21 protein-coding genes are annotated in these 15,249 nt (G+C 65.0%); 16 read left to right on the forward strand and 5 right to left on the reverse strand.

From position 1 onward, the window contains the following. Positions 1 to 10: 10 nt before the first annotated feature. The 7 genes from rpe to ACHMWQ_RS19180 all read left to right on the forward strand — a co-directional run bounded on the left by rpe (position 11) and on the right by ACHMWQ_RS19180 (position 4,451). Positions 11 to 679, forward strand: coding sequence for a ribulose-phosphate 3-epimerase (gene rpe / locus ACHMWQ_RS19150; protein ID WP_396308683.1), 669 nt, complete (start codon positions 11 to 13; stop codon positions 677 to 679). Between the two features lie 35 nt (positions 680 to 714). Continuing rightward, positions 715 to 1,425 carry a DUF2259 domain-containing protein gene (locus tag ACHMWQ_RS19155; protein WP_396308684.1) on the forward strand — a complete coding sequence of 237 codons (711 nt, stop codon included), beginning with the start codon at positions 715 to 717 and terminating at the stop codon, positions 1,423 to 1,425. 85 nt (positions 1,426 to 1,510) lie between these two features. After that, positions 1,511 to 1,846 (forward strand): hypothetical protein, encoded by a 336-nt coding sequence (locus ACHMWQ_RS19160; protein WP_396308685.1) that lies wholly within the window; start codon positions 1,511 to 1,513, stop codon positions 1,844 to 1,846. A gap of 68 nt (positions 1,847 to 1,914) precedes the next feature. Continuing rightward, a complete protein-coding gene (gene purB, locus ACHMWQ_RS19165) occupies positions 1,915 to 3,222 on the forward strand; it encodes an adenylosuccinate lyase (protein WP_354550222.1) in 1,308 nt (435 codons plus the stop codon). Between the two features lie 69 nt (positions 3,223 to 3,291). Beyond that, on the forward strand, positions 3,292 to 3,519 hold the full coding sequence (locus tag ACHMWQ_RS19170; protein ID WP_396308686.1) for a DUF433 domain-containing protein: 228 nt from the start codon (positions 3,292 to 3,294) through the stop codon (positions 3,517 to 3,519). Beyond that, positions 3,516 to 3,893, forward strand: a complete 378-nt coding sequence (locus ACHMWQ_RS19175; protein WP_396308687.1) for a DUF5615 family PIN-like protein — start codon at positions 3,516 to 3,518, stop codon at positions 3,891 to 3,893. Before ACHMWQ_RS19170 ends, ACHMWQ_RS19175 begins: the two co-directional genes overlap by 4 nt. An 81-nt stretch (positions 3,894 to 3,974) precedes the next feature. Then, a complete protein-coding gene (locus ACHMWQ_RS19180) occupies positions 3,975 to 4,451 on the forward strand; it encodes a glutathione peroxidase (protein ID WP_396308688.1) in 477 nt (158 codons plus the stop codon). 94 nt (positions 4,452 to 4,545) lie between these two features. Here ACHMWQ_RS19180 and ACHMWQ_RS19185 read toward each other — a convergent pair whose 3' ends face one another. The 3 genes from ACHMWQ_RS19185 to ACHMWQ_RS19195 all read right to left on the reverse strand — a co-directional run bounded on the left by ACHMWQ_RS19185 (position 4,546) and on the right by ACHMWQ_RS19195 (position 6,453). Continuing rightward, entirely contained in the window at positions 4,546 to 5,247 is a 702-nt protein-coding gene (locus ACHMWQ_RS19185; RefSeq protein ID WP_396308689.1) for an MIP family channel protein, read from the reverse strand. Positions 5,248 to 5,324: 77 nt separating this feature from the next. Then, the gene (locus ACHMWQ_RS19190) at positions 5,325 to 6,098 is read right to left on the reverse strand and encodes an HpcH/HpaI aldolase/citrate lyase family protein (protein WP_396308690.1); all 774 of its coding nucleotides are present in this window, start codon (positions 6,096 to 6,098) and stop codon (positions 5,325 to 5,327) included. A gap of 31 nt (positions 6,099 to 6,129) precedes the next feature. Further along, the gene (locus tag ACHMWQ_RS19195; protein ID WP_354550230.1) at positions 6,130 to 6,453 is read right to left on the reverse strand and encodes a DUF1476 domain-containing protein; all 324 of its coding nucleotides are present in this window, start codon (positions 6,451 to 6,453) and stop codon (positions 6,130 to 6,132) included. 284 nt (positions 6,454 to 6,737) lie between these two features. On the opposite strand from ACHMWQ_RS19195, the gene purC reads away from it, so the two are divergent. The 8 genes from purC to ACHMWQ_RS19235 all read left to right on the forward strand — a co-directional run bounded on the left by purC (position 6,738) and on the right by ACHMWQ_RS19235 (position 12,455). Further along, complete coding sequence (gene purC, locus ACHMWQ_RS19200) at positions 6,738 to 7,505, forward strand: phosphoribosylaminoimidazolesuccinocarboxamide synthase (protein ID WP_018185113.1); 768 nt, start codon at positions 6,738 to 6,740, stop codon at positions 7,503 to 7,505. A gap of 88 nt (positions 7,506 to 7,593) precedes the next feature. Continuing rightward, positions 7,594 to 7,836 (forward strand): phosphoribosylformylglycinamidine synthase subunit PurS, encoded by a 243-nt coding sequence (gene purS, locus ACHMWQ_RS19205; protein ID WP_396308691.1) that lies wholly within the window; start codon positions 7,594 to 7,596, stop codon positions 7,834 to 7,836. Between the two features lie 21 nt (positions 7,837 to 7,857). Next, positions 7,858 to 8,091: a hypothetical protein gene (locus ACHMWQ_RS19210; protein ID WP_396308692.1), complete on the forward strand. Its 234-nt coding sequence runs from the start codon at positions 7,858 to 7,860 to the stop codon at positions 8,089 to 8,091. Between the two features lie 23 nt (positions 8,092 to 8,114). Continuing rightward, on the forward strand, positions 8,115 to 8,777 hold the full coding sequence (purQ, locus tag ACHMWQ_RS19215) for a phosphoribosylformylglycinamidine synthase subunit PurQ (protein ID WP_266329442.1): 663 nt from the start codon (positions 8,115 to 8,117) through the stop codon (positions 8,775 to 8,777). A gap of 76 nt (positions 8,778 to 8,853) precedes the next feature. Then, positions 8,854 to 11,067 carry a phosphoribosylformylglycinamidine synthase subunit PurL gene (gene purL / locus ACHMWQ_RS19220; protein WP_396308693.1) on the forward strand — a complete coding sequence of 738 codons (2,214 nt, stop codon included), beginning with the start codon at positions 8,854 to 8,856 and terminating at the stop codon, positions 11,065 to 11,067. A 41-nt stretch (positions 11,068 to 11,108) separates the two neighbouring features. Continuing rightward, complete coding sequence (locus ACHMWQ_RS19225; protein ID WP_266329444.1) at positions 11,109 to 11,342, forward strand: BolA family protein; 234 nt, start codon at positions 11,109 to 11,111, stop codon at positions 11,340 to 11,342. Between the two features lie 36 nt (positions 11,343 to 11,378). Then, positions 11,379 to 11,714 carry a Grx4 family monothiol glutaredoxin gene (gene grxD / locus ACHMWQ_RS19230; protein ID WP_266329445.1) on the forward strand — a complete coding sequence of 112 codons (336 nt, stop codon included), beginning with the start codon at positions 11,379 to 11,381 and terminating at the stop codon, positions 11,712 to 11,714. Between the two features lie 264 nt (positions 11,715 to 11,978). After that, positions 11,979 to 12,455, forward strand: coding sequence for a BA14K family protein (locus ACHMWQ_RS19235; protein WP_396308694.1), 477 nt, complete (start codon positions 11,979 to 11,981; stop codon positions 12,453 to 12,455). 58 nt (positions 12,456 to 12,513) lie between these two features. Here the strand turns inward: ACHMWQ_RS19235 and ACHMWQ_RS19240 are convergent, their stop codons facing one another. Continuing rightward, positions 12,514 to 13,869 (reverse strand): sensor histidine kinase, encoded by a 1,356-nt coding sequence (locus ACHMWQ_RS19240; protein ID WP_396308695.1) that lies wholly within the window; start codon positions 13,867 to 13,869, stop codon positions 12,514 to 12,516. Further along, positions 13,866 to 14,537: a response regulator transcription factor gene (locus ACHMWQ_RS19245; RefSeq protein ID WP_354550243.1), complete on the reverse strand. Its 672-nt coding sequence runs from the start codon at positions 14,535 to 14,537 to the stop codon at positions 13,866 to 13,868. Before ACHMWQ_RS19245 ends, ACHMWQ_RS19240 begins: the two co-directional genes overlap by 4 nt. A 132-nt stretch (positions 14,538 to 14,669) precedes the next feature. Between ACHMWQ_RS19245 and ACHMWQ_RS19250 the strand changes: the two genes are divergently transcribed. After that, positions 14,670 to 15,182 carry a hypothetical protein gene (locus ACHMWQ_RS19250; protein WP_396308696.1) on the forward strand — a complete coding sequence of 171 codons (513 nt, stop codon included), beginning with the start codon at positions 14,670 to 14,672 and terminating at the stop codon, positions 15,180 to 15,182. The last annotated feature ends 67 nt before the right edge of the window (positions 15,183 to 15,249 follow it).

Below are 15,249 nucleotides of genomic sequence, written 5' to 3' on the forward strand. Positions count from 1 at the left end.
AGCTGATACCATGGCCGCGCCCCTGCTGATCTCGCCATCCATCCTCGCTTCGGACTTTTCCCGTCTCGGCGAGGAAGTGCGCGCGGTCGAGGCGGCGGGCGCTGACTGGATCCATCTCGACATCATGGACGGACATTTCGTGCCCAACATCACCTTCGGCCCGCCGGTCGTGCGCGCGCTGCGGCCGCTGACCGATGCCATGTTCGACGTGCATCTGATGATCGCGCCGGCCGATCCCTACCTGGCCGAATTCGCCGAGGCCGGCGCCGATCTGATCACCGTCCATGCCGAGGCAGGCCCGCATCTGCACCGCTCGCTGCAGACCATTCGCCATCTCGGCAAGAAGGCCGGCGTCGCGCTCAATCCCTCGACGCCGGAAAGCGCCATCGCCTATGTGCTCGACATGATCGACCTGGTGCTGGTGATGAGCGTCAATCCCGGCTTCGGCGGCCAGAGCTTCATCCCGGAATCGGTCGACAAGGTCGCCCGCATCAAGACGATGATCGGCGACCGTCCGATCCATATCGAAGTGGATGGCGGCGTCGCCCCGGATACCGCCCCGGCCCTCGTCAAGGCGGGCGCCGACGTGCTCGTGGCCGGCTCCTCGATCTTCAAGGGCGGCAGCAGCGCCTTTGCCGGCAACATTGCCGCCATCCGGGACGCGGTCGCCCGGGGCTGATCCCCGCGCCCCCAAGCCAAAGGAGAGACAGATCCATGCGCATCCTTGCCAGGCTTTTCGCGGCAGGTGTCCTCGCCGGCGCGCCCGCCCTCGCCATGGCCGGCGATTTCGCCGAGCGCTCGATCCTCGGCTTCTCGCCGGACGGCAGCCGTTTCGCCTTCGAGGAGTTCGGCATCCAGGACGGCTCCGGCTTCCCCTATTCCAACATCTTCGTGCTCGACACGCAGAAGGACGCCTGGGTCGCCGGCACGCCGGTGCGCGTCCGGCTGGACGACGAGACCGCCGGGATCGCCGCGGCCCGCGCCGCCGCCCGCAAGCAGGCCAGCGATAAGCTGACCGGCCTCGACCAGCCCGGCACGCTGCTCGCCTCCAACCCGATCACCGAGAGCGGCCGCGATCCCTATTCCGTGACGTTCCGGCGCCATCCGGTCCAGCAACTCGACGGGCCGGAGCTCACCGTCTCGCTGCAGACGATCCCGCTCGACGCCCCGAACAACGACGACCCGGACTACAAGACCCAGGGCTTCCGCCTCGTCCTCAAGGACGAGCGCGGCGAGACGGTCCTGCATGAGGACAAGATGCTGCCGGCGAGCCGCGGCACGGCGCTCGACTACCGGATCAACGATGTCATCATCCAGCAGCGCTTCGGCCAGCCGACGACGCTGGTTGTCCTGGTGATGGTGCTGACGCGCGGTTTCGAGGGCCCCGATGGCCGCTACATGGCGGTGACGGCGCAACTGCCCTGATCGCCCGGCGGCGCCGCCGGCCTATCGTGGGAACGCCTCCGTCGGCCCGCCGTTGAAGCTCCGGGGCAGGCAAGAGGATCGTTCCATGACATTGCATTCGAACCCGCGCGGTTTAGTATCGAAAACGGTGCGGCTGGCAGCGCTGGGCGTGGTCGCCTGCACGTTCGGCGCGCTGACAGTGCCATCCGCCGCATCGGCCGGAAACATCGTTCTGGCCGAGGATATCGAGGTTCCGCCGCCGCCCTCCGTTCGCGACGAGCCGCCTCTGCCGCCGCCCGGTTGCAGCCAGACGACGATCGAGACGCAGGACGAGACCGGCACGACCACCGAGCGCCGCACCGACTGCACGCCCCCGCCCCCGCCGCCGCCGGATGGCTACATGGACCCGGACGAGCCGCCGCCGCCCCCGCCGCTCGATTAAGCACCCCATCGGGTTGTTAGGGCCCTCTTGGTCTGGTATTTGCCGGGCGAAACCAAGAGGGCCCGCCTATGATCCCGCGCTACTCGCGCCCCGAAATGACGGCGATCTGGTCGCCGGAGACCAAATTCCGCATCTGGTTCGAGATCGAGGCGCATGCGCTCGACGCGCTCGCCGAAATCGGCACCGTGCCGAAATCTGCCGCCGCGACCGTCTGGGAAAAGGGCGGTGCCGCAACCTTCGACATCGACAAGATCGACGAGATCGAGCGCGTCACCAAGCATGACGTCATCGCCTTCCTGACCCATCTGGCCGAGATCGTCGGCGAGGACGCCCGCTTCGTGCATCAGGGCATGACCTCCTCCGACGTGCTCGACACATGCTTCAATGTCCAGCTGGTGCGCGCCGCCGATCTCCTGATCGCCGATGTCGACAAGCTGCTCGCCGCCTTGAAGCGCCGCGCCTTCGAGCACAAGAACACCGTCACCATCGGCCGCAGCCACGGCATCCATGCCGAGCCGATCACTTTTGGCATGAAGCTGGCCCAGGCCTATGCCGAGTTCGACCGCAACCGCGCCCGCCTGGTCGCGGCCCGCGCCGAAGTCGCCACCTGCGCCATTTCCGGAGCCGTCGGTTCGTTCGCGAATATCGACCCGCGCGTCGAGGAGCATGTGGCGGAAAAGCTCGGCCTGGTGCCGGAGCCGGTCTCGACCCAGGTCATCCCGCGCGACCGCCACGCCATGTATTTCGCAACGCTCGGCGTCGTCGCCTCGTCGATCGAGCGCCTGGCGACCGAGATCCGCCATCTGCAGCGCACCGAAGTGCTCGAAGCCGAGGAGTATTTCTCCCCCGGCCAGAAGGGCTCGTCGGCAATGCCGCACAAGCGCAATCCCGTTCTGACCGAGAACCTGACCGGCCTCGCCCGTCTGGTGCGCGGCATGGCGCTGCCGGCGATGGAAAACGTCGCCCTCTGGCATGAGCGCGACATCTCGCACTCCTCGGTCGAGCGCATGATCGGCCCCGACGCGACGGTGACCCTCGATTTCGCGCTTGCCCGCATGACCAACGTCATCGACAAGCTGCTCGTCTATCCCGACAACATGCAGAAGAACCTCGACCGCCTCGGCGGCCTGGTGCATTCCCAGCGCGTGCTTCTCGCCCTGACCCAGAAGGGTGCCTCGCGCGAAGACGCCTATAGCCTGGTCCAGCGAAACGCGATGAAGGTCTGGGAACAGGGCGCCGACTTCCTGACCGAGCTGAAGGCCGATCCGGATGTGACCGCGCTCCTGTCGGACGCGGAGATCGAGGAGAAGTTCGATCTCGGCTACCACACCAAGCACATCGACACGATCTTCCGCCGCGTCTTCGGCGAAGCGTAGGAATTCGTCCGCTTTTCCAATCTTCGGCCGGTCTGGTAGGATCGGCCGAAGCTGCGGCGGGAGCGTGCGATGCAGGATCTCGATCGGATTACTCAAATTCCCGGCCTTATGGGGGGCAAGGCGACGATCCGCGGATTGCGGGTCTCCGTGGGCATGATCGTGGAGCAGATCGCCGCTGGCAGAAGCATAGAAGCGCTGCTGACCGACTATCCCTACCTTGAGCGCGAAGACATCCTTCAGGCACTGCGTTACGCCGCATGGCGCGCCGAAGAGCGTGAAATCGCCCTCGCGCGGTGAAGATCCTTATCGACATGAACCTATCGCCGCGGTGGCGCGGCACGCTGGAAAAGTCCGGCTTCGAGGCGGTTCATTGGTCCGATATTGGCGACCCGGCGGCCTTCGATTCGGTCATCATGGCGTACGCGGCGACGCATGATTTCGTCGTCTTGACGAGCGACCTCGACTTCAGCGCCATCCTTGCCGCGACGGGTGGAAGAAGCCCAAGCGTCGTCCAGATACGATCGGGCAATCTAGACCCCGACAACATCGCCGACCAAATCCTTTCGGCACTCGCTCAATCCGCAGACGCGCTCCGCGAAGGTGCGCTCGTCACCATTGACGCCGATCGCGCCCGGCTACGTTTGCTGCCGCTGCATCCTTCATCATCCTGATCCTTCTGCGACGGTTGCGTATTCGTGCCCGGCCCATATCTACGAAAGTGTTCCCTGCCATCAGACCGCGAGATCCCCAGCATGTCCTCCCCGCTCTACGACATTCCCGTCAACCGCATCGACGGCAGCCAGGCTTCGCTCGGCGACTATGCCGGGCGCGTCCTGCTCGTCGTCAACGTCGCCTCGAAATGCGGGCTGACGCCACAATATGACGGGCTGGAAGCGCTCTATCGCAGCTACAAGGACAAGGGACTGACCGTCGTCGGCTTCCCGGCCAACAACTTCATGGGCCAGGAGCCAGGTACCAATGAAGAGATCCAGGACTTCTGCCGCCTGACCTATGGCGTCGACTTCCCGATGTTCGCCAAGATCTCGGTCAAGGGCGACGACCGCCACCCGCTCTATGACGCGCTGGCCGGCGACGAGGATATCTCGTGGAACTTCGAGAAGTTCCTGATCGGCCGCGATGGCAAGGTCGTCGCGCGTTTCGCGCCGAAGACGGAGCCTCAGGATCCGGCCGTCGTCGAAGCGATCGAGACGGAACTGGCGAAGGGCTGAAGGCAAAGGAAAGCCCGCCAAAGGCGGGCTTGTTCTTCTTTCGGGACGTCGAGGGGCCGGCTTGCACCGGCCCCTTTGCTTTGGCTCGAAGGCGCTATGCCGCGTCGCCGTTATAGAGAATGCCGGCCTTGTAGACGAAGCCGGCGAGGGCCGCACCGATGAACGGCGCCACGATGAACAGCCAGAGCTGCGACAGCGCCGCGCCGCCGGCGAACAGGGCCGGGCCGAGGCTGCGGGCCGGATTGACCGAAACGCCGGTGACGTTGATGCCGACGATGTGGATCATGACCAGCGTCAGGCCGATGGCGAGACCGGCGAAGTGGTGCGGCACCAGCTTGTGCGTGACGCCCAGAATGACGACCAGGAAGATGAAGGTCGCGACCACTTCGAAGATGAACGCCGAGATGACGTTGTATTCGCCGAGATAACCGGGGCCCCAGCCATTGGTGCCCATGCCGCCCGTCCAGCCGGATGCCTTGCCCTGCATGATGATGAAGAGAACCAACGCGCCGACGATGGCGCCCGCAACCTGGGCGATCACGTAGGTGATGAAGTCGCTGACATTCATGCGCCCGGCGATGAGAGCGCCGAGGCTGACGGCGGGATTGACGTGGCAACCGGAGATCGGGCCGATCGCATAGGCCATCGCGACGATCGCCAGGCCGAAGGAAAAGGCAATGCCCAGAACGCCGACCGTGCCGGCGCCGGCGATCGAGGGACCCGCGATAACGGCTGCACCGCAGCCGAACAGAACGAGTGTAAAAGTCCCGATGAACTCTGCGATGGCTTTTTGCATGTGTAACTTCCCCGAAAACAGCGAATCACTGCTCGGAAAAGGTACGCCTGATCTTGAACTTGTAAAATAGTGCCGGCTTAACCAGCGCGCGCTTCTGCAAGCATTGTAGAGGCACCGAGGTGGAAATACATGCCGTCCGTGCCCAGCGCGATGAAATCGTAGCCGAGCGACCGGTAAAGACGGCCCTGCTCACCGGTGATGGCGAAGATGCCGACCAGCTTGCCGGCCTTGCGGGCGCGGGCCAGGACATCGGCGGCTGCGGCCTGGTTGTCCGGGCGCATTGGGTTGACGTCGGCGCCGTCCGAAAGGGCGATCGAGAGATCGGACGGGCCGATGAAGACCGCGTCGATGCCGGGCACCGCGAGAATGTCGTCGAGGGCGGCCAGCGCCGCGCGGGTCTCGATCATCGCGAATGTCAGCGTCTCGGCATTGGTATTGCGCAGGAAGGCGGCGCCGTCCGTGGCGCCGGCGAGCTGCATGGCGCGCACAGGGCCCCAGCTCCGTTCGCCAAGCGGCTGATACTTGGTCGCCGCCGCGAAGGCGCGCGCATCCTCGGCCGAATTGATCATCGGCGCGATGATGGCGCTGGCGCCCATGTCGAGCGCGCGGCTCGCCATGGCGAAATCCCCGACAGGAATCCGGACGATCGCGGGGACGCCGCCCAGGGCGATCGCGCCGATCCCCCTCATGATGCTCCCCGGATCATGCAGGCCATGCTGCATGTCGAGGGTCACGCAATCGAAGCCGGCGCGCGCTGCGCTTTCGGCGATCAGCGGCTCCGGACTGGCCAGCCACGCGGTGAGGCAGCTGCCGCGCGAACGGAGCACCGAAACAAGGGAAATCGACGCCATTTTTCGGTGCTCCGAAGGATCTGCGAAAGGCTTAGCCTTCGGACTTGATCTGCTCGACGGCCTGCGCGAGCAGTTCGTCCATGGTGCGGCGGATCTGGTGATCCGACTGCTGAACGCCGGCCGCGTCGAAATCGGCGCGGATCTTGCGGAACACGTCCTCGTCGCCGGCCTCCTCGAAATCGGCTGCGATCACGTCGGAGGCATAGGTTTCGGCGTCGACGCCGGACTTGCCCAGAAGCGCCGCGGCCCAGATGCCGAGCTGCTTGTTCCGCCGCGAGACGGCCTTGAACTGAAGCGCCGCATCAAGGGCAAAACGGTTCTCGAAAGCGTCCTTGCGCTGGTCGAACGTCGTCATTCGCAGTCTCTCCACTCGGTCAACTTGTTGGCCACGGCCATGATATGGGCCTTGCATATCTTCCTCGCCACCCCAAATCAACGACAGTACCGAAAGGGAACTCGTTGCTCGAAGGTGCTCAAAGCGCCGCATTTATCCGTCATTGTGAATTGGCGAGTGATCGAGTAGGTTCACGCCGCGCAAGCGACCCTTTTAAAGAGTCGGTTGCCTGAAGCTTCGCCGCGGCGAATCCCTTACATTGGAACCCCGGCTATATGGATTTCCTCAAACCACGGTATGTGCCCATGAACCGTCGTCGGCGCATCTATGAAGGCAAAGGCAAGATCCTTTTCGAAGGACCTGAGCCTGGGACGCTGATCCAGTTCTTCAAAGACGATGCGACTGCCTTCAACAACAAGAAGCATGAGGTTGTTGACGGAAAGGGCGTGTTGAACAACCGCATTTCCGAGCACATTTTCACGCATCTGAACCGGATGGGCATCCCGACGCATTTCATCCGTCGGTTGAACATGCGCGAGCAGCTGATCCGCGAAGTCGAGATCATCCCGCTCGAAATCGTCGTCCGCAACGTTGCGGCCGGCTCGCTTGCCAAGCGCCTTGGCCTCGAAGAGGGCACGGTCCTGCCGCGCTCAATCATCGAGTTCTACTATAAGGCAGATGCGCTCGACGACCCCATGGTCTCGGAAGAGCACATCACGGCATTCGGCTGGGCCACGCCGCAGGAAATCGACGACATCATGGCGCTTGCCATCCGCGTCAACGACTTCCTGTCCGGCCTCTTCCTGGGCGCTGGCATCCAGCTCGTCGATTTCAAGATCGAGTGCGGACGCCTCTGGGAAGCCGACATGATGCGGATCGTCGTCGCCGACGAGATCTCGCCCGATTCGTGCCGGCTCTGGGACGTTCAGACCCAGAACAAGCTCGACAAGGACCGCTTCCGCCGCGACATGGGCGGCCTCGTCGAGGCCTACCAGGAAGTCGCGCGCCGTCTCGGCATCCTGACCGAAGAGCAGGAGCGGCCGCAGGGCGGCGGGCCTGTCCTCGTTCAGTAGTCACCCGTTCATGGCAACGGCCGCCGCGAGGCGGCCGTTTGCATTTCTGGATCACCCCGACTTTCACTACCCCGACTTGGAGTTACCGATGAAGGCCCGCGTCACCGTCACCCTGAAGAACGGCGTTCTGGACCCCCAGGGTAAGGCAATCGAAGGCGCCCTCGGCGCGTTGGGCTTTGCCGGCGTCGGCAGCGTCCGCCAGGGCAAGGTGTTCGACATCGAGGTCGAAGCGACCGATGCCGTCAAGGCCAAGACCGAGCTCGAAGCCATGGCCGCCAAGCTTCTGGCCAATACGGTCATCGAGAACTATCGTGTGGAGATCGTGGACTGATCCCGAAGGCGGAGCATCCTCATGGCGGACGTGACCAACGAACTGATCTACGAGGTTCTGAAGTCGATCCGGAATGACGTCACGCGCATCGATCACAAGACCGATGAGATAAAGGCCGAGCTTCAGGCCATGCGTGGGCACATGATTGCGCTCCAGACGGACCTCCACAACATCTACCTGACCCTCGATCGCCACGAAACACGGCTTGATCGCATCGAGCGGCGGCTGGAGCTCTCCTCCCCCGCCCTGCCCTGAGCAACTTTGATTTGGGATAGCCCATGAAATCCGCTGTCGTCGTCTTCCCCGGGTCCAATCGCGAGCGCGACATGGTCGCCGCGATCGAGAAGATCACCGGCCACCGGCCCGTCACCGTCTGGCACGGCGACCACGACCTTCCCAAGGTCGACCTGATCGTCATCCCCGGCGGCTTTTCCTATGGCGACTATCTGCGCTCCGGCGCGATCGCCGCGCGCGAGCCGATCATGGGCGCCATTGCCCGCGAAGCCGAACGCGGCGTCGCCGTGCTGGGCGTCTGCAACGGCTTCCAGATCCTGTGCGAAGCAGGCCTGCTGCCGGGCGTGCTGATGCGCAATGCCGGGCTCAAGTTCATCTGCAAGGAAGTCGAGCTGCGCGTCGAGACGACGGCAAGCCAGTTCACGCGCGGCTACGCCAAGGGCCAGGTGATCCGTTCGCCGGTCGCGCATGGCGACGGCAACTACCGCACCGATGACGAGACGCTGGCCCGCCTGAAGGGCGAGGACCGCATCGCCTTCCGCTATGTCGCCAATCCCAACGGATCAGTCGACGACATTGCCGGCGTTCTTTCGGAGAAGCGCAACATCCTCGGCATGATGCCGCATCCCGAAAACCTGATCGAGCCGCTGAATGGCGGCACCGACGGCCGGCCTCTGTTCGAGGCAGCCCTTTCCGCCGTCGCCTGACTTTCGCCCGACTGATCCCGACAGCCAAATTCCCGACCGCCCGCCGGTCCGCGACCCGATTGCCCCTGAGGTTTCCGTGCTCCAGAACGACACGCCGATCACGCCCGAACTCGTCGCCAGCCATGGCCTCAAGCCCGACGAATATCAGCGCATCCTCGATCTGATCGGCCGCGTGCCGACGCTCACCGAACTCGGCATCTTCTCGGCGATGTGGAACGAGCATTGTTCCTACAAATCGTCCAAGAAGTGGCTGCGCACCCTGCCGACCACCGGCCCGCGCGTGATCTGCGGCCCCGGCGAGAATGCCGGCGTGGTCGATATCGATGACGGCCAGGCGATCATCTTCAAGATGGAGAGCCACAACCACCCCTCCTTCATCGAGCCCTACCAAGGCGCAGCGACGGGCGTCGGCGGCATCCTTCGCGACGTCTTCACCATGGGCGCCCGCCCGGTCGCGGCGATGAACGCGCTGCGTTTCGGCTCGCCGGATCACCCGAAGACCCGCCACCTGGTTTCCGGCGTGGTCTCGGGCGTCGGCGGCTACGGCAATTCCTTCGGCGTGCCGACGGTCGGCGGCGAAGTGAACTTCCACGAGCGCTACAACGGCAACATCCTGGTCAACGCCTTTGCCGCCGGCCTCGCCGACGCGGACAAGATCTTCTATTCGAAGGCGGAAGGCGTCGGCCTGCCCGTCGTCTATCTCGGCTCGAAGACCGGCCGCGACGGCGTCGGCGGCGCCACCATGGCATCGGCCGAGTTCGACGAATCGATCGAGGAGAAGCGCCCGACGGTTCAGGTCGGCGACCCCTTCGGCGAGAAACTGCTGCTGGAAGCCTGCCTGGAGCTGATGAAGACCGGCGCGGTCATCGCCATCCAGGACATGGGCGCCGCCGGCCTCACCTGCTCGGCCGTCGAAATGGGCGCCAAGGGCGACCTCGGCATCGAGCTCGACCTCGACAAGGTCCCCTGCCGCGAAGCCAACATGACGGCCTACGAGATGATGCTCTCGGAAAGCCAGGAGCGCATGCTCATGGTGCTGCGCCCCGAGCAGGAGAAGGAAGCCCAGGCGATCTTCCACAAATGGGGCCTCGACTTCGCCATCGTCGGCTGGACCACGGACGATCTGCGCTTCCGCATCCTGCACAAGGGCGCCGTCGTCGCCGACCTGCCGATCAAGGAACTGGGCGACGAAGCGCCGGAATATGACCGCCCCTTCGTCCGCCGCCCGGTTCCCGCCGTTCTCAAGGCCGAGGACGTCGCCGAGCCGAACGATTATGCCGAGGCGCTGCTGAAGCTGGTCTCCGCCCCCGACATGGCCTCGCGCCGCTGGGTCTGGGAGCAGTATGACCACCTGATCCAGGGCAACACGGCGCAGAAGCCGGGCGGCGACGCCGCCGTCATCCGCGTCGAGGGCCACGACAAGAAGGGCCTCGCCTTCACGCTCGACGTGTCGCCGCGCTATTGCGAGGCGGATCCGTTCGAAGGCGGCAAGCAGGCGATCGCCGAATGCTGGCGCAACCTGTCGGCCGTCGGCGCCGAGCCGCTCGCCGCCACCGACAATCTCAATTTCGGCAATCCGGAAAAGCCCGAGATCATGGGCCAGCTGGTCGGCGCGATCGAGGGCATCGGCGCCGCCTGCCGCGCGCTCGACTTCCCGATCGTCTCCGGCAATGTCTCGCTCTACAACGAGACCAATGGCGTCGGCATCCTGCCGACCCCGGCGATCGGCGGCGTCGGCCTGCTGCCCGACATCGACGTGATGGCGACCGTCGCCTTCAAGAATGCCGGTGACGTCATCGTCCAGCTCGGCCGCGACGGCCACCATCTCGGCCAGTCGGTCTATCTGCGCGAGATCCTCGGCCGCGAGGAAGGCGCTCCGCCGCCGGTCGACCTCGCCGAGGAACGCCGCGTCGGCGATTTCGTGCGCGGCATCATCCGCAGCCGTCTCGTCACCGCCTGCCACGACATTTCCGATGGCGGCCTGCTGGTCGCCCTCGCCGAAATGGCGATGGCGCGCGGCCTCGGCGCTTCGGTCAAAGTGCCGGAAAGCGCTGCGACGCCGCATGGCTTCCTGTTCGGCGAGGACCAGGCCCGCTACGTCGTCACCGTCGACCCGTCGGTGCTCGATGCGGTCACGTCAGCCGCAGCGGAAGCCGGCGTCGAGGCCCGGGTTCTGGGCACCGTCGGCGGCGAGGTGTTGGATGTCGCCGGCATCGCCACCATATCTGTTGCAAAGCTGAAGCAGGGCCATGAGAATTGGTTCCCTGAATTCATGGCCGCCGCCGAGTGATCGGCGGACCTACCCATACCGACGGCTGAGGGGATTGACTGATGGCAATGGACGCACGCGACATTGAGGCTCTGATCAAGGAGGCTCTCCCGGACGCGACGGTCACGATCCGCGATCTCGCGGGTGATGGTGACCATTATGCTGCCGAAGTTGTGTCCGAGGCTTTTCGCGGAAAAAACCGCGTGCAGCAGCACCAGATGATCTACGCTGCGCTCAAGGGAAACATGGGCGGCGTCCTCCACGCGCTCGCCCTGCAGACCAGCGCTCCGGATTGAGATCGGCCAGCGGCCGGCAAAAAGGAAATAGTTGAGATGAGCGATATCCACGCCCTTATCCAGAACGAAGTCAGCTCCAACGATGTCGTGCTCTTCCTGAAGGGCACCCCGGCGTTCCCGCAGTGCGGTTTCTCCGGCCAGGTCGTCCAGATTCTCGATTTCCTCGGCGTCGACTACAAGGGCATCAACGTGCTCGCCGACCCGGAAATCCGCCAGGGCATCAAGGACTTCTCCAACTGGCCGACCATTCCGCAGCTCTACGTCAAGGGCGAGTTCGTCGGCGGCTGCGACATCATCCGCGAGATGTTCCAGGCCGGCGAGATGCAGACCTTCCTGACGGAAAAGGGCATCACGGTCGCCAAGTCGGCCTGATCCTTCCTTTCCGCGACCCCATGAAAACCGCGCGTGACGCCGTCTCGCGCGGTTTTTGTTTGCGAAACACTCCGTCCAAACGCCGCTGCGCCTGATTTCCCATACCCCGTTGAAATAATCGCCTCCACCGCAAGGATTTCGCGACGGAAGGAACGATCTCCTGCGTTCAACGTTGATAAGTCATCGAATGGACCGTCTGTGTTGATGTTCACCGTGTGTCGATTCTGTCCGCGGTCCTTCACTCGACGTTTGAGGAGCGATCCAATGCTGACGAAGACGAAGAATTTTCTGAAAGCGGGCCTGATTGCCTCGGTTGTTGCTACGTCTTTCCTGGCTGTTCCGGCCACGGCGCAGGCACAGTCTGGCGTGAGATCCGACGGATCCTTCCAGGTTGCGGACCATAGGGGTTGGAATGGTGGCAATGACTGGCGTCGCCATCGCGGCGGCAACTGGCGCGGCCACCACGGCTACCACAACGGCCCGCGCTACTATGGCAATCGCGGCTATTACGGCAATCGCGGCTACTATTATCGCGACAACAACAATTGGGGCGGTGCGGCCGCCGCCGGCATCATCGGCCTGGCCGCCGGCGCCATGATCGCCAATTCGGCCAATCAGCCCCGGTATTATGCCGGCGACGACTATGTCTCGTATTGCTCGAGCCGCTATCGCTCGTTCAACCCGCGCACCGGCACCTATACCGGCTATGACGGCCTACAGCATCGTTGCGTGATGCGCTGATCGGCAAGAAGACCTCAGGAAAGCGGCGCATTTTGCGCCGCTTTTTTGTGAGCTGCGTTCAGGCGCTGGCGATGGGCAGGGTGAGGATGGCGGTGAGGCCGCCGGGCGGACCGGAACGAAGCGCCAGCGATCCGCCATAGAGTTCCGCCAACTCCCGCGTGATCGAAAGCCCGAAGCCATGGCCAGGCATCGCCTCGTCCAGCCGCCTTCCCGGCAGCAAAACATCGGGCAAGCGTTCCTCGGCCAATCCGACGCCATCATCCTCGATGCGAATGACGACGAACTGCCCTTCGGCAGTGGCTGCGAGCGAGACGCGAGAGCGGGCCCATTTGAACGCATTGTCGAGCAGATTGCCGAGCATCTCGTCGAGGTCCTGCATCTCGCAGGCGACGGCGAGCGCCCCGTCGCCGACGATCACCGCCTCGACGTTCCTGTCCGCATGGATCTTGCCCAGCACGGACGCGATCTCCCGGCAGCGCGGCAGCAGCGGGGTCGACACCCGCCCCGAGGCACCGAGGGCCCCCGAACGGGCGCGGGCAAGGTGATGGCGTATGCTCCCCTCGATGCGCTCGACCAGCGGCTTCATCGCCCGCGTGGGGTCGGCGCCCGGTTCGTTCAGTTCCAGGGCCAGCGTCGCCAGCGGCGTCTTCAGCCCATGCGCCAGGTTGGCAACGTGCCGCCGGGCCGCCGCGAGCCCCTGCGCATTCTGGTCGATCAGCGCATTGAGTTCGTCCACCAGAGGCCGCAGTTCGTCCGGCTGGTCCGAGGATACATGCTGCGCCCGGCCGGCCCGGATTTCGCGCAGGCTCGCCTGCAGATGCCGAAGCGGGCGCAGGCCGAGCCGCACCTGCAGGAAACTGGCGAGCAGCAATCCGACGCCGATCGCAATCAGCGAGCCGACCAGCGGCACCAGTGCCTTCTTCATCGGCCCGAGCAGGGCCTCGCGCGGCGCCGAGACGACCAAAGTGACGGTCTGGCCGGCGGCGGCCATCGTCCGCGTGCGCAGATGCAGGCTCTCGCCGGCGGGTCCCGTTCCCTCCGCCGGGCTGCCCCGGCCCGAGAGAAGCTCGCGCCACTCAAAACGGTGCGGCGGAACATCGATGGAGCCATTGCCGAGCGATTTCGACCGCAGGTCCACCCCATCGCCGCTCGCCTGCCAGTACCAGCCGGAGGCAAGTCGATCGAAGGGCGGGCCATCGACATCCACCGACAGGATGAGCTTGCCCTCGCTGTTTCGTTGCAGGGCGTCGGCGACGGCGACCATCTGGCTGTCCAGCCGCTGGTCGAGCTGGTCGGTCACGAATTGCTGCAGGATGAGGCTGATCAGGACGGCGGCGGCCACCAGCGCCAGGGTGACGAAGACGGCGGCGCCGGCCAGAAGCCGCCCGCTCAACGAGGCCGGGAGAAGCCTCATGCCGATGCCGACTCGGCCGTCAGCCGATAGCCACGGCCGCGATAGGTCTCGATCCGGTCATGGCCGATCTTTCGCCGCAGCCGCGCGATGATCACCTCCAGCGAGTTGGAATCGACCTCGGCATCGCCCTCATAGACGCGCTCGACGAGATCGGCGCGCTCGACCACCACCTCCTTGCGCAACATCAGGCAGGAGAGCACGCGCCATTCCAGCGCCGTCAGCTTCAGCGGCAGGCCGTCCAGCTCGAACGTGCCCACCTGCGCGTCGAAGACGAGCGGCCCGCAGACCAGCCGGGTCGCGGCGTGGCCCTTGGAGCGGCGCACCAGCGCGCGCAGCCGCATCACCAGTTCCTCGAGCTTGAAGGGCTTGGTCAGATAGTCGTCGGCGCCGGCCTTGAAGCCCTCGACCTTTTCCGACCAGCCGTCGCGGGCCGTCAGGATCAACACGGGGACGCCGCGCTCCTCGGCGCGCCAGGCCTTCAGGACGGATATTCCGTCGACCTTAGGCAAACCCAGATCGAGGATGACGACATCGAAGAGTTCGGTGGCGCCGAGATGCTGGCCGTCCTCGCCATTGCTCGCCACGTCGACCGCGAAATTCTCGGCCCGCAGCGCGCCTGCGATCCGCTCGGCGAGGAGCTTGTCATCTTCGACGAGAAGGACGCGCATGTCTTGGCTTGGCTCCGATTGCGAGATCCATCGCTAGTCTCCCGACCTTAACTCAACCTGAACGGTTCGGTTCAGGCGGGATTGGGCGGCCCTTCGCTAGAAAAGGGCATGTCGCAACCAAAGGAGATCGCGATGTCCTCGGATAGCACTGTCACCCCTTCTCATGAGCCGAACGCGCCGAAGCCGGGCGACGCTCGATTGACCCGCGCCCCACACGGCGCTTCGACCCGCTACGCGGCGATGACGCTGGGCGTTCTGGGAATCCTGGCCGTCGGCATCATCGCCGGCGCCGGTGCCGTCAGCCTGACGCGCCCCTCGCCGGAAATGGCGCCGACGACCCCGGTCGCCATCGCCTCCATGCCGACCACCGGCCTGGTAACGGTCAAGGGCCAGGTCGCCGAGATCTACGGCAACAAGTTCGTGCTGCAGGATTCGAGCGGCCGCGCCTTGGTCGAGACGGGCCGCGCCGGCGAAGGCGGAAAGCTCGTCGCCAAGGATGAGCCGGTCACCGTCCAGGGGCGGTTCGACGATGGCTTCCTGCGCGCCAGCTTCGTCGTGCACGCCGATGGACGCGCCGAGGCGATCGGCCCGGTTGGCCCGCCGCCGCCCCCGCATGGCGGCCCGCGCGCCTGGTTCAAACCCTGATCGAAAAGTGCGCAACGCCGCATGGAAGCGGCGCTGCGGATATGGCACAAGCTTGCGGGAGACGGCA

It is taken from the genome of Kaistia sp. UC242_56 (assembly GCF_044452255.1).
GTDB lineage: Bacteria > Pseudomonadota > Alphaproteobacteria > Rhizobiales > Kaistiaceae > Kaistia > Kaistia defluvii_A.